12 protein-coding genes are annotated in these 13450 nt (G+C 62.2%); 7 read left to right on the top strand and 5 right to left on the bottom strand.

The annotated features are described in order from the left end of the window. The first annotated feature begins 37 nt into the window (after positions 1–37). The 5 genes from ABHV46_RS07090 to mutL all read left to right on the top strand — a co-directional run bounded on the left by ABHV46_RS07090 (position 38) and on the right by mutL (position 6386). On the top strand, positions 38–250 hold the full coding sequence (locus ABHV46_RS07090) for a hypothetical protein (protein WP_438384029.1): 213 nt from the start codon (positions 38–40) through the stop codon (positions 248–250). Positions 251–485: 235 nt separating this feature from the next. Beyond that, positions 486–3374: an isoleucine--tRNA ligase gene (ileS, locus tag ABHV46_RS07085; RefSeq protein WP_438384027.1), complete on the top strand. Its 2889-nt coding sequence runs from the start codon at positions 486–488 to the stop codon at positions 3372–3374. Beyond that, the gene (gene lspA, locus ABHV46_RS07080; RefSeq protein ID WP_438384025.1) at positions 3350–3952 is read left to right on the top strand and encodes a signal peptidase II; all 603 of its coding nucleotides are present in this window, start codon (positions 3350–3352) and stop codon (positions 3950–3952) included. The genes ileS and lspA overlap by 25 nt, the downstream gene beginning before the upstream one ends. Before the next feature lie 43 nt (positions 3953–3995). Further along, positions 3996–4532, top strand: a complete 537-nt coding sequence (locus ABHV46_RS07075) for a DUF3035 domain-containing protein (RefSeq protein WP_336946371.1) — start codon at positions 3996–3998, stop codon at positions 4530–4532. A 9-nt stretch (positions 4533–4541) separates the two neighbouring features. Beyond that, positions 4542–6386: a DNA mismatch repair endonuclease MutL gene (gene mutL / locus ABHV46_RS07070; RefSeq protein ID WP_438384022.1), complete on the top strand. Its 1845-nt coding sequence runs from the start codon at positions 4542–4544 to the stop codon at positions 6384–6386. Positions 6387–6530: 144 nt separating this feature from the next. Here mutL and ABHV46_RS07065 read toward each other — a convergent pair whose 3' ends face one another. The 4 genes from ABHV46_RS07065 to ABHV46_RS07050 form a co-directional block, all read right to left on the bottom strand. Continuing rightward, positions 6531–7208 carry a YfdX family protein gene (locus ABHV46_RS07065; protein WP_438384019.1) on the bottom strand — a complete coding sequence of 226 codons (678 nt, stop codon included), beginning with the start codon at positions 7206–7208 and terminating at the stop codon, positions 6531–6533. A gap of 107 nt (positions 7209–7315) precedes the next feature. Further along, entirely contained in the window at positions 7316–8221 is a 906-nt protein-coding gene (locus ABHV46_RS07060) for an EamA family transporter (RefSeq protein WP_336946368.1), read from the bottom strand. Further along, entirely contained in the window at positions 8221–10239 is a 2019-nt protein-coding gene (parE, locus tag ABHV46_RS07055) for a DNA topoisomerase IV subunit B (protein ID WP_438384016.1), read from the bottom strand. Before parE ends, ABHV46_RS07060 begins: the two co-directional genes overlap by 1 nt. A gap of 63 nt (positions 10240–10302) precedes the next feature. Next, a complete protein-coding gene (locus tag ABHV46_RS07050) occupies positions 10303–10860 on the bottom strand; it encodes a hypothetical protein (protein ID WP_336946366.1) in 558 nt (185 codons plus the stop codon). Positions 10861–11214: 354 nt separating this feature from the next. Between ABHV46_RS07050 and ABHV46_RS07045 the strand changes: the two genes are divergently transcribed. Beyond that, complete coding sequence (locus ABHV46_RS07045) at positions 11215–11748, top strand: hypothetical protein (protein WP_408870653.1); 534 nt, start codon at positions 11215–11217, stop codon at positions 11746–11748. 58 nt (positions 11749–11806) lie between these two features. Here ABHV46_RS07045 and ABHV46_RS07040 read toward each other — a convergent pair whose 3' ends face one another. Then, positions 11807–12256 (bottom strand): RrF2 family transcriptional regulator, encoded by a 450-nt coding sequence (locus ABHV46_RS07040; protein ID WP_438384014.1) that lies wholly within the window; start codon positions 12254–12256, stop codon positions 11807–11809. 112 nt (positions 12257–12368) lie between these two features. Between ABHV46_RS07040 and cysK the strand changes: the two genes are divergently transcribed. Continuing rightward, positions 12369–13370 carry a cysteine synthase A gene (cysK, locus tag ABHV46_RS07035; RefSeq protein ID WP_336946362.1) on the top strand — a complete coding sequence of 334 codons (1002 nt, stop codon included), beginning with the start codon at positions 12369–12371 and terminating at the stop codon, positions 13368–13370. The last annotated feature ends 80 nt before the right edge of the window (positions 13371–13450 follow it).

The raw sequence follows: 13450 nt of genomic DNA, 5'->3' as shown, positions 1-13450 counted from the left end.
TATATTACCCGCTGTTAATAATTGTGCGGGGGCTGTCATGTTTGGCGCGATGCAGATGTATCAGATGCAGGCGATGGAACAGCATATCGCCCAGAAGGAAATGCGCCGCGAGGAGAGCGTCTCTCGTCTTGTAAGGCTGAAAGCCTTTCTGCGTCAGGATTTCAACACGCTGGGCCAGCAGATCGACGATACGCTGGAGAGCGTTTGCGGTTCTTCCAGCTATCCAGGTTCTCACACCAGAACATCCTGAAGCGCAAATGGCGCCCGGCTTGCCGGTCGCGTTTTTTGATGCCTCGCGTCACTCGCAGAAGGCGGGTGCTTCCGATGGATACAAGGGCTGTTCGCCCTTATTTGCCTGCTGGATCATCATGAGTCGGCGCTCGCTATCGGCAGCTTTGTGAAGTCGTTCCCGACCGGCGCTCTTGACCCAGTAGCCCGCATCTTCGCATAACTCGCGGTTCCCTGACTCCGTCGAATGATCGAAGATGCCTGATTCCAAAAGCCCCGATCCTCAGGACCGTTATCGCGACACGGTCTTTCTTCCCCGCACCAGCTTTCCCATGCGTGGCAACCTGCCGACGCGTGAACCCGAAATTCTGGCGCGTTGGGAGTCGATGGGGCTCGATCAGAGCATTATCGAGGCGGGCAAGGGCAAGCCTGTCTTCACCCTGCATGACGGCCCGCCTTATGCGAATGGCCATCTGCATATCGGTCACGCCCTGAACAAGATCAACAAGGACGTGGTCAACCGCGCCCAGCGCATGAATGGCGCCCGTGTGCGCTACGTGCCGGGATGGGATTGCCACGGCCTGCCGATCGAATGGCGCGTGGAAGAGGAATATCGCAAGGCAGGCAAGAACAAGGACGACGTGCCTGTTCTGCAATTCCGCGCCGAATGCCGCGAGTATGCGCGCCGCTGGCTCGACATCCAGTCTGAGGAATTCAAGCGACTGGGTGTGCAGGGCGAGTGGAAGAACCGCTATGCGACCATGGATTTCAGCTCGGAATCCGCCATCGTGGGCGAGATCGGCAAATTCCTGCTCAACGGCGCCCTTTATCGTGGGCTGCGCCCTGTCATGTGGAGCCCGGTCGAGAAGACGGCTCTTGCCGAGGCCGAAATCGAATATCACGACATCACCTCGACCACGATCCATGTGGCCTTTCCGATCGAGGCCGACCCTACCCCCGGTCAGGCGCTGCAGGGTGCGTCAGCCGTCATCTGGACGACCACGCCCTGGACCATCCCGGCCAATCGCGCCATCGCCTATGGCCCCGAGATCGCCTATGCGGTGATTCGCGCCGATCTGATGGAAGAGGACAGCCTCGTCGCGCCCGGCTCGCGCTTTTTGATTGCCGAGGAGCGTTTGGTCGATTTCTGCAAGCAGGCGGGCATTCAGGAACATCATGTTCTCTACACCCTGCCGGGTGAGGCGCTTGAGGGCACGCTCTGCGCCCATCCGCTGCGCGGTTGTGGCTATGAGTTCGACGTGCCCATGCTGCCGGGCGATTTCGTCACGACCGATGCGGGCACGGGTCTGGTGCATATGGCCCCGGCGCATGGCCAGGACGACTTCCTGCTGACGCGCCAATACGGCATCGAAGTGCCTGAGCTGGTGCAGGATGATGGCACCTACGCACCATGGGTGCCGCATTTCGCCGGTATCCATGTGTTCAAGGCGGCCGATCCGGTTTGTACGGCGCTGGTCGAGGCGACTCAGCGCTGGGCTTCCAACGGCGATGCCGCAGCGGGCCTCGTGGCGCGCTCGAGCATCGTGCATTCCTATCCCCATTCCTGGCGTTCGCGTAAGCCGATCATCTTCCGCGCCACGCCGCAATGGTTCATCCGCATGGATGGCGATCAGGCCCTGCGCCGCAAGGCGCTCGACGCGCTGACCGATGTCACCTTCGTGCCCGAAGCTGCACGCAACCGCCTGACTTCCATGATCGAACAGCGCCCCGATTGGTGCATCAGCCGTCAGCGCGCCTGGGGCGTGCCGATTGCGGTCTTTGTCGAGAAGAGCACGGGTGAGGTGCTGCGCGATGCCGCGGTCATGCAGCGCGTTGTCGAGGCGATGGCCGAGCATGGCGCCGATATCTGGTATAGCGCCGATCCGGCGGTTTTCCTCGGTGAGGGACGAGACCCCGCGCAATACGAACAGGTTTTCGACATTGTCGATGTGTGGTTCGAAAGCGGCTCGACCCATAGCTTCGTGCTGGGCGAGGACGGACTGAATTTCCCGGCCGATCTCTATCTCGAAGGCTCGGACCAGCATCGCGGCTGGTTCCAGTCTTCCCTTCTCGAAAGCGTCGGTACGCGCGGCGTGGCGCCCATGAAGGCGATTGTGACCAATGGCTTCGTGCTCGACGAGCAGGGCCGCAAGATGTCGAAATCGCTGGGCAACGTCATTGCGCCCAAGGAAGTGACCGACAAGCTCGGCGCCGATATCCTGCGTCTCTGGGTCGTTAATTCCGACAGCAATGAAGATCTGCGCATCGGTAATGAAATTCTGAAGCAGCAGGGAGAGCTTTATCGCCGCCTGCGCAACACGCTGCGCTGGCTGCTCGGTGCGCTCGATGGCTACACGCCTGAAGAAGCCGTACCCTACGAGCAATTGCCGGAGCTGGAGCGTTATATCCTGCATCGCCTGACCGATCTGGGCGGGCTGCTGAAACAGGCCGTACAGACCCATCAATGGGTCGGCGTCTATCCGATGCTGCATGGCTTCTGCACGACCGATCTCTCGGCCTTCTATTTCGACGTGCGCAAGGATGCGCTGTATTGCGATGCGCCGTCCTCGCTGCGTCGTCGTGCGGCGCGTACCGTGCTCGACATTCTGCACCGTGCGCTGGCAACCTGGCTGGCGCCGGTTCTGGTCTTCTCGGCTGAAGAAGCCTGGACAGCCCGTTTTGGTGAAGAGAGCTCCGTTCATCTTCAGAACTTCCTTGAGCCCGACCCGATCTGGCACGACGCCGCTCTGGGCGAACGCTGGACGCAGATCCGCGCCCTTCGCCGTGTGATCACGACCGAGCTCGAAGGCGCGCGTCGTGGGGGTGTCATCGGCTCCTCGCTCGAGGCTCGCCTTACTCTGCCCCTCACCGAGCAGGAGCAGGTCGTCTTCGGCGATGTGGACTGGGCCGAACTCGCCATCGTTTCCCAGGCCGATGTGCAGCTTCTGACCAATGTGCCGTCGCTCTATATCGATGATGGTTCCGACCCTGAGCGTGAAGGCGTGGTCGCAGCCCATCCTGGCCCGAGCGTTGCTGAGGCCGATGGTACGAAATGCCTGCGCTGCTGGCGCGTGCTCCCTGAAGTCGGCACCCATGCCGGGCATACGGGCCTGTGCCTGAGATGCAGCGACGTGGTGTCGATGTGACGCGCGCCAGGCTCACCTTGTCCTTCGGACGCCCGGCGACACTGATCGCTGGCATCATTGCGTTCGTGATCGTGCTCTGCGCCGATCAGGCGAGCAAATGGTGGATTCTGGATGTCTTCAACCTGCCTCTCAAGGGCAGCGTGGCCGTCATGCCAGGGCTGGATTTCACCATGGTGTGGAATCACGCCGTGACGTTCGGCATGCTCGGCGGGATCGGCTCTTATGGGCCAGTACTTTTTTGCACGGTGGCGCTGATCGCCGTTCTCGCCCTTCTCTGGCAAACGCTCACAACGTCGCGCATGGTGGTCGCCATCGCCTCCGCTGCCATAGCGGGCGGCGCCGTGGGGAATGTGATCGATCGTATGCGGTTCGGGGCTGTGGTCGATTTCATTCACGCCCACGCCTTCGGCTGGAGCTGGTATGTGTTCAACGTCGCCGATTCTGCCATCGTCTGCGGTGTGATTGCTTGGGTGATCGAGTCGATCTGGTCTGATCGACGCTCGGCCGTGGCGCACAGCGGTGCCGACAGGGATTCGATGCATTCTTCCGGCTCTGCAACCGCTTCGCGAGATCATTGATCTCTTGTCGATGCCGAAACGCTCATCTAGGATTGAGACCGATATGGCTCAGCTCTCCTTCACGTCCGTCCTCCGCGTCCTGCCGGTTCTCGGCCTGACCGCGCTCCTTCCGGCCTGCTCCGGTTCCGATGTCTCGCGGGCTTTCGGCCTCGAGCGGTCGATGCCTGACGAGTATACGGTCACCACGCGGGCACCGCTTTCGATGCCGCCATCGGAGCAGCTGAGCCTGCCCGGTCAGGGTGTGCACACGGCTGATGAAAATCCCCGGACCCAGGCGCTCGAAACGCTGTCGCCGAATGCGGCACTGCATTCGACCACTGGCAGCAACAGTGCGGGCCAGCAGGCTCTTGTCGGCCAGGTCGAGCAGGCTTCCAGAGCGCCGAACAATGCCGAACTGGGCGCAGCAGGTGCCGGTCTGACAGACGAGCTGATGTTCTGGCGCGGCGGTAACTCGGGTAGTGTGGTAGATAGTGAGGCTGAAAACCGCCGTATCCAGCGCGCCTCGGCTCTGGGCCAGAATCCCTCCACCGGTGCCACGCCGACCAAGAAGTCAAAGAGCGCATTTCTCGGCGTCTTCTGATGCCAGTTCATGAACTCTCCTGAGCGCGCCCTTTTCCGTCCTACGCTTCGGCGTCTTTCGAGTCATGTCATCGACCTGATCGCCGCAGGTGAGGTCGTCGAGCGCCCTGCCGCGGCGCTCAAGGAACTGGTCGAAAATGCGCTCGATGCCGGGGCGACCCGAATCGACGTTTCCCTGATGAATGGTGGCTGCGACCGTATCGAGGTGATCGATAATGGCTGTGGCATGTCGCCTGACGATCTTGCCATGGCGGTCGAGCGTCATTGCACTTCCAAGCTCAGCGATGAGAGTCTGACCCGTATTGTCACCCTCGGCTTTCGTGGCGAGGCGCTGCCTTCCATCGGGGCGACCGCGAGGCTTGGCATGACGTCGCGCCAGCACGATTCCGATACAGCCTGGCTTTTGCGTCTTGAAGGTGGCGTGTTGACCCCCCCCGCCCCCGCCCCGGGCGCGCCGGGCACACGCGTAGTGGTCGAAGATCTCTTCTTTGCCACCCCGGCGCGGCGCAAATTTCTGAAATCGCCCCGTGTCGAGGGTAGCCATGCCGAATCGGTCATGCGTCGTCTCGCGCTCTCGGCGCCGCATTGCGCCATCCGCTTTTCGCTAGACGAGCGATTGGTGTTCGACTTCCCGTCTCAGACGCAGATCGACCGGGTTCAGGCGGTTCTCGGGGAGAGCGATTCCCTTATTCCGATCGATGAGGAACGCAACGGCCTGCGCCTGACGGGCTATATCTGCGGGCCTGCGGCAACACGCGCGACAGCGGCGGCGCAGTTTCTGGTGGTCAATAACCGACCCGTTGCCGATCCGCTGATGAAGACCGCCATACGTGTCGCTTATCGCCCGGTTATCGAACCGGGGCGCCAACCGGTTCTCGCGCTGCATCTGAGCCTGCCCCATGACCGGGTGGATGTGAATGTCCATCCTGCCAAGACCGAACTCCGCTTTGCCGATGAGGCTGATGTGAGAGGGCTGATGATCGGTGCCATGCAACGCGCCCTCGGTCATGGTGCGGGCGAGGGCGGGGTGCGTGTGCGTTTCGCGGCGCCTTCGCGACAGAACATCCAGTATCCAGCGCCCGAACCGATGCGGCCGAGCGCAGGTTTCCTTTCCTCTCACGCGACACTTGCAGGCATCGGTGCGACGGTTCCGCAGGCGGCGCCTGCTGCGCATACGGGTTTCTCCGAAGGTCTGGGTTCGTTTGCGCCGGTGGCGCGCCCCGTCATCCAGCCCGACGCGCAGCAACAGGCGTCATTTCCGCTCGGCGCGCCGGTCGCACAGGTTTTCGACACTTATATTCTTGCCGTCGGTCAGGATGGCGATCTGATACTGGTCGATCAGCACGCGGCCCATGAGCGCCTGACCCATGAGAAACTGCTGGCGCAGTATGCCTCCGGCACGCTCAGGGCGCAGCGTCTGCTTCTGCCAGAGGTAGTCGATCTGCCGCCTGGACAGGCCGGTCGCCTTCTGGAATGGAAAAGCGCGCTCGAATCGCTCGGTCTCGAAATCGAGTCCTTCGGCGGGGGCAGCGTGCTGCTGCGTACCATGCCAATCCTCCTTCAGGGCGGCGACGGCGTGGCGCTGCTTCGTGACCTGTCGGAAGAACTCGCCGCCGACCCGGATCTCGTACCGGGCGATAGTGCCGCCCTCGAACGGCGTATCGACGCCGTCATTGCCCGCATGGCCTGCCATGGCAGCATTCGTGCAGGGAGACGCCTGCAGCAAGAGGAAATGGCGGCTTTGCTACGCCAGATGGAGCAGACCCCACGGGCGGGCACCTGCTCTCACGGGCGACCGACCTGGCTCAGGCTCGGTCGCGACGAACTCGAAAAACTGTTCGGGCGGATCAGATAGGCCGCGTCCTGGCAGGGGCGGGTGGTCGGCGCCTGGGGGTTCTGAACCTGGGTGAGCGGGGGCCTTCAGACAGGCCTTCCGCTCTTTTCAGTATTTAGACCTCGGACGAGACCCGATCGGGCGCTACCGATCGGGTCAGAGGGCTCAGGATTTCTTGTGCATGCCCTTATGCGCCGGGGCCGTATCGGGCTGGGCAGCGACGATCACGTTGTCAGAGACGAACAACACGCTGTCCAGCGCATTCTGAAGCGCCTCGGCGGCGAGCTTGGCATCCCCCCCATCCATGAAGACCGAGGCGCGGTTGATGTCGCCAGAGACCATCTCCAGCGGGGCGAGGGCGACGACATACTGCACGTCTGTCCCCACGACCTGAAGATCCTGATTGACCAGCTTCGTATCGCCCGTCTTTAGATGGGTATTGGCCTGGGCCAGAGCCGTCTGTTTTTCCGGGGCGAGCGCTTCGGTGACCGCATATTCGCCACCGATCGGCAGCCAGTGAACCTGCACACCGCTGATGACGGTACGCTTGGGCGCGCTATGGCTGGGGGCGGGCTGCATGGCGTCTTCTGCCTTCATGAAGGCGCGATTATCCTTGGCTGCCTTGGTCAGGCGGGCCTGAGCGTCGTTGATCAGAGACTGGGCCTGACCATTCTGGTTGCTGCCAAGCGCCTGCTGTGCCTGAACGATATCGGCAAAAGCCTTCTGGCCGTCCTTCGACAGATGGGCGAAATCCTTGTCGGCCATGCGCTGGGGCGATGCGGCAAGGGCCGGAACCGCAGCGAAAGCGAAAAGGGCGGAACCGGCAATAAAGAGGCGACGCATCGACTTGCTCCCATATTTCGTCTCGTGGCGAGACGGTTGAGAACAAAACGGTCGCCCCTCTCCGATGTTGCATGACAGCTGCGTTAACACGCCGCCATGAGGCCAGCTCAGGTGGGGGGAACGGTCTCGCCATCCGGGGGCGGCTTTCGGCTGGTCAGCACATTGCCAGCCGAGGCGCCTGCGATGCAGAGCACGCCGAGCCATCGCGCCATCGAGAGCGACTCACCCAGCAGCAGCAGCCCCGAAATCGACCCAAGAACCGGCTCCAAGCTGAGCAGTATTCCCAGATCGCGCGGGCCGAGCCTGCGCATGGCCATCATGTCGAGAATATACGGCACGGCTGAGGAGAGAATGGCCACGCCAACAGCCTGAATTCCCTGGTGCGGGTGGGTCACGGCTGGCATCAGCGTGGGTATCAGCCAAGGCAAGAGCAGGATTCCGGCCGTGGTCATGCCGAGTGTGGTGGCCTGAGCGGCAGGCATGACGCGGCCGATGCGGGTGCCTGTCAGGATATAGATGACCCAGCCGACGGCGCTGATCAACGCAGCGATCACGCCAATAGGGTCGAGATGGCCTGAGATATGATCGGGGCGGAGTAGAAGATACAGGCCAGAAAGCACCATACCGGCCCAGACCAGATCGAGCAGTCGTCGCGAACCGATAAGCGCCAGTGAGAGTGGTCCCATGAATTCGAACGCCACCACCAGTCCCAGCGGGAGGCGCACCAGCGCGATGTAGAAGGCGAAATTCATCACCGCCATAGAGGCGCCATAGGGCAGCAACAGGCGCCATATGCCAGGTTGCAGCACCGATGGGCCGGGGCGGATGACAGTCAGAAGAATGACGGCTGCAAGACAGACGCGAAGCCCGACCATCCCCTCTGCGCCGAAAAGCGGAAAAAGACTCTTGGCCAGGGCTGCACCGACCTGAAAGGAGGAAATCCCTCCAACCAGAAGCGCCAGACCGCCAAGTTTATCGAGTCGTGTCGAAGTCGGGTGGTCGAAAGAAGGCATCAGACGTCGAGCAGTTCGGCCGAGCGTGCATGATCCTGAATGAAGCGGAAGCGCAATTCCGGCTTGCGTCCCATCAGGCTCTCGACGCGGTCGCTTGTGAGCGCACGGTCTTCTGGCGGCGTGACGACACGCAGCAAGGTGCGTTTTGCCGGGTCCATGGTCGTCTGCTTCAGATCCTTGACCGGCATTTCGCCAAGACCCTTGAATCGTGAGATCTCGACCTTCGCTCCCTGCTTGAAATCGCGCTTGAGGCGCCGCACGCGGTCATCGTCATCCATGGCGTAAATCGTCTTTGCGCCATGGGTCAGGCGATAGAGAGGCGGCTGGGCCAGATAGAGATGTCCCTTGCGCACCAGCTCGGGCATTTCACGATAGAAGAACGTCATCAGCAGCGATGCGATATGGGCGCCATCCACGTCAGCGTCGGTCATGATGATGACGCGACCATAGCGAAGACGAGTCAGATCGAAGCCCGACCCTGAGCCGCAACCCAGCGCCTCGACCAGATCGCGCAGTTCCTGATTGGCCTTGAGCTTGTCTGCTGTCGCCGAAGCCACGTTGAGAATCTTACCGCGCAGGGGCAGCACAGCCTGGGTTTCGCGGTCGCGTGCCTGACGCGCCGAGCCGCCGGCCGAATCGCCTTCGACCAGAAAAAGCTCGGTATCTGCCGCGTTTTCACGCGTGCAATCGGTCAGCTTGCCGGGCAGGCGCAGGCGGCGCGTGGCGCTCTTGCGCGGCGTATCCTTGCTTTCCTTGCGGCGCAGACGTTCTTCGGCCCGTTCGATGATGAAGGCCAGAAGATTATCGGCCTGAGCCGGATTGCCGCCCAGCCAGTGGTCCAGACGGTCGCGCAGGGCGCCTTCCACCAGCCGGCTTGCCTCCTGCGTGGTCAGCTTCTCCTTTGTCTGGCCCTGAAAATGCGGGTCGCGGATGAAGACAGAGAGCTTGGCAGACAGCGTGCCGAGAATATCGTCTGCCGTAACCGCCGTTGCGCGCTTGGTGTTGCGGCTCTCGCCCCAGGCGCGGAAGCCCTTGACCAGTGCCGTGCGGAAACCGGCTTCATGCGTGCCGCCTTGAGGCGTCGGAATCGTGTTGCAGTATGACGTCATGCTTGACGTGCCCTGCTCCAGAAACGCCACTGCCCACTCGAGCTTGCCGCCTGTGCGCCCGTCGGCAGCCTGAGGCAATTCGGCTTCACCAGACCAGAGGGGGGCGAGAAGGGCAGGCGTGGCGCCCAGCTCGGCATTCAGACTATCGGCCAGGCCATTGGGGAAATGGATCGTCGCTTCGGTCGGGATCTCATCGCCGCTCCTGATGAGCGACGGCTCGACGCTCCAGCGTATGGTCACCCCGCGAAACAGCGCCGCCTTGGAGCAGCACAGACGATAGAGACGCTGGGGCGAAAAGCTCAGCGTCCCGAAAATTTCCGGGTCCGGCGAAAAGCGGATTGTGGTGCCGCGCCTATTGGGGGCATTGCCGATTTGCTGTAGCGGGGTAATGGGCTTGCCGCGGGCATAATCTTGACGCCAGAGCAGTTTCTCGCGCGCGACCTCGACTTCGAGTCTGTCGGAGAGCGCGTTGACGACCGAGGAGCCCACGCCGTGCAACCCGCCCGACGTGTCATAGGCCTTGCCCGAAAATTTGCCACCCGCGTGAAGCGTGGTGAAAATCACCTCGAGCGCCGAGCGGTCCTTGAATTTGGGATGGGCGTCGACGGGAATGCCGCGCCCGTTATCGCGTACCATCAGGAGCCTTGCGCCCTCCAGAGACACGTCGATAACGCTTGCATGGCCCGCTACGGCCTCATCCATGGCGTTATCGAGGATCTCGGAAGCCAGGTGATGATAGGCGGTATCGTCGGTGCCGCCGATATACATGCCTGGGCGGCGGCGCACCGGCTCGAGTCCTTCAAGGACTTCGATCTGATCGGCACCGTAATTTTCCGGCACCGGGGCCTGCGTCGTCTTGCGGGGGCGACGCGCGGGCTTTTCATCGCTCTGGAAGAGGTCGTCGTTCATATTGCGTTCTTGACGGCCTCGCCGGGGCGCCGTCAAGCGCCCCGTGCAGGGGAAGATGCGTTTTTAGGCGCGCGTCTTGCGATGGGTGCGGCTCTTGCTGCTTGTGCGACCATGCGTCACGGCCTCGGGGGCCGAGCAAGTCTCGAAAGATGCCGGCTGAACCACATCCTTCGCATCGGCATAATGGGCCAGATCGGCGCCGTCATCGAGGGCATCGACCTCGTCGAACATGGCGACGCGCTGCTGGCAGAAGATCGTGCCGGCCTTCAGCCCACCCTCTGACTGCACATTGGCCAGCTGGGTGATGTAGTCGTCATGCGCCTTCATGGCGTTACGGCCATAGGCCGATTTGAAATAGGTGTTCAGGCGCTCTTCTTCTGCGGCCAGCTTCGGGCGGAACTTGGTCACAAAGGAATTATAGCGGTCCTGAGCGCTGCAGGAGAGCGCGGTCACCATCAGTTCGCTTTTCAGCCCCTGCACATTGAAGGCTTCATGCGCCGGAGACTCGCCACAACCGGCAGCATAGGCGGCGCCCGACACGAAGAACGTGCTGGCGAGCAGGGTGCAGGCGGTCAGGCGCGCAAACGGGCGCAGGAGGCGTTGCCGGGCTGAAAGCGACATCAAGGAACTCCACAAGGGCAGGGAACTGAAGAGGGGGAACTGAGGGTTTCGAGCGTCGCGCCGGCTGGGCGCAGGCAGGACGCAGGGATGCGCGCGGATTATGTCGCAGCAATTGCGGCGAGAAAATGCCCCTATGCAAGGGAGAAGGCCGATTTCTCAAAAAAAAAACTGACCGTTCTTTTCTTTTGTTTCAGCCGCAGCTTCCCCCTTCCGGTAGGGCGCGGCTTGCGCTAGGGCCATTGACGAAATTGTCTCCACAGGCGTTGATCGTGCCCGGAGACATCCGGTGTCGGGCCTGCTGTAGCGAAAGAGGCAGTGTCGACTGGCGATGACAAGTGACAAGTGGAGTTGATGGTGCGACTGCGTGGTTCAGCAATTACTCTCGTTTCGGCCCTGACTCTGGCGGCCTGCGCGCAGACGCCCGTCGTGCAGCGCGTCGTGCCCCCCAACCCCTTCGGCTATCAGAAGGTTTCTGCCGTCTGCAAGACGACGCCGGTCAAGACGGCGGCCGATGGCAGCATGAGCGTGGAAATGACCGTGCGCAGCGATGACGGGCTCTGTGCCCTGTCGGTGCAGAAGCCGGGTAACACCAATTACCGCTCTTTCGGCGTCTCGCCTGCTCCCGAGCACGGCAAGGCCTTCATGTATAATTTCGACGACCACACCTACATCACCTACACGCCCAGCACGGCCTATTCGGGCAAGGACAGCTTCACGGCCATCCTCATCCCCGGCGGCACCGAGGCCCGCAACAAGCTGACCGTCAACGCCATCGTGGATGCGACAGGCGTGACGATTGCGGCACCGCCTCCGGCCATCGTGGCGCCTGCTGCCAAGAAGCCCGTCGTGAAGCATACGACGACCCGCCGCAAGACGACCAAGAAGTAAGAACCAGAAGACGTCCTCGCCCTTTCAGGGGCAGGGACGTCTCTTAAGGCCCGTTTTATCAGATCGAGAACGAAATGGGCTCATGCACCGGGCGACGCAGCCCGGCCGCCTCGGCACGGCGTACCATTTCCTCAAGCGTCAGCGCTGCCATCTCGTTGCGTATCGTTTCGTCCAGCACCTGCCAGCAGGGCTCGATCACGTTGCGATACAGCGCGCCTTGGGCTGTTTCCTCCGCTCCAGCATCTTCAGACACGACAACGCGCACGATCTCGTCGAGCCCGATATCGCGCTGTGGGCGCCCGAGGCGGTAGCCGCCGCGCGGCCCGCGTACGCTTTCCAGTAATCCCGAGCGTGAAAGCGCCTGAAGCAGGGGCTCTATGCCCCGTCGGGCGAGCCCTGCGCGCTCGGCAATATCGCCGCCGCTGACAAGGCTCGAGCGCCCGGCATGGAAGGCTACATCGACCATGATGATCACTGCGATCATCGCCCTGTCCCTGCGGAGATACATGCAGATTTTTCCTCAATGACAAATTATGCGCAATATAGCAGTTATTGCCGGCAAATCACAGACCGGCATCGCGGGACTGACCGCTTTGCTGAATCGCATGAAGGAGAGAGCCATGACGACCCGACAGGAGCCGCAGGAAATGAGCGGGCTGGCAACGCGATACGCAGCCCCGCGTGGGCGGGTTTTCGACTCGATTCTCGAAACCGTGGGCGGCACGCCGCTCGTTGCCGTGCCGCGTCTGGCCGAGGCCGACAAGCTCAAGGCGCGTCTGCTGCTCAAGCTCGAATTCTTCAACCCGCTCGGCTCGGTCAAGGACCGGATCGGGCTCGCGCTCATCCAGCAGGCTGAGACCCGTGGGGAGATCGTCCCGGGTCGCACGGTGCTGGTTGAACCCACCTCCGGCAATACGGGAATTTCGCTCGCCTTTGCCTCGGCAGCCCTCGGCTATCGTCTGATCGTGACTATGCCCGAAAGTGCCTCGATCGAGCGTCGCAAGATGCTGCGGCTGATGGATGCCCAGCTGGAGCTCACGCCCGCCGCGCGCGGCATGGCCGGGGCGATCCTTCGTGCCGAAGAACTGGTCGCCTCGCTTCCCGATGCCTGGATGCCCAGTCAGTTCGACAACCCCGCCAATCCCGAGATCCACGCGCTGACGACGGCAGAGGAGCTATGGGTCGATACCGATGGCGCAGTCGATCTGGTTGTGGCCGGTGTCGGCACCGGCGGTACGCTCACCGGTATCGCCCGCACACTTAAACCCCGTAAACCGTCGATGCAGTTCTGGGGGGTGGAGCCTGCGGAGAGTGCCGTTCTGAACGGCGATGATCCTGGGCCGCATGGCATTCAGGGCATCGGGCCGGGTTTCTGCCCCAACACGCTCGATTCGTCGTTGCTCGATGGGGTTCTGGCCGTTTCCGAACGCGATGCCATGGCAGCGTCACGCCGCTGCGCCCGTATCGAAGGCATTCCGATCGGTATTTCTTCAGGCGCCTCGCTCCATGCGGCGCTCGCACTGGCGCAGCGCGACGAGAATGCAGGCAAGACCATCGTCTCTATCGTGCCATCATTTGCCGAGCGTTATCTCTCGACATCCCTCTTCAACGGGCTGGTCTGAGGGGGCTCGCCTTCAGGCATGAAAAAGGGCGGTCCATGACCGCCCGACAGGGGTGACAAGCCCTGTCTGAAACGGGAAGG

Source organism: Asaia sp. BMEF1 (genome assembly GCF_051628905.1).
Lineage (GTDB): Bacteria > Pseudomonadota > Alphaproteobacteria > Acetobacterales > Acetobacteraceae > Asaia.
The sequence above is the reverse complement of the archived record's forward strand: the minus strand, read 5'-3'. Positions and strand labels throughout refer to the sequence as shown.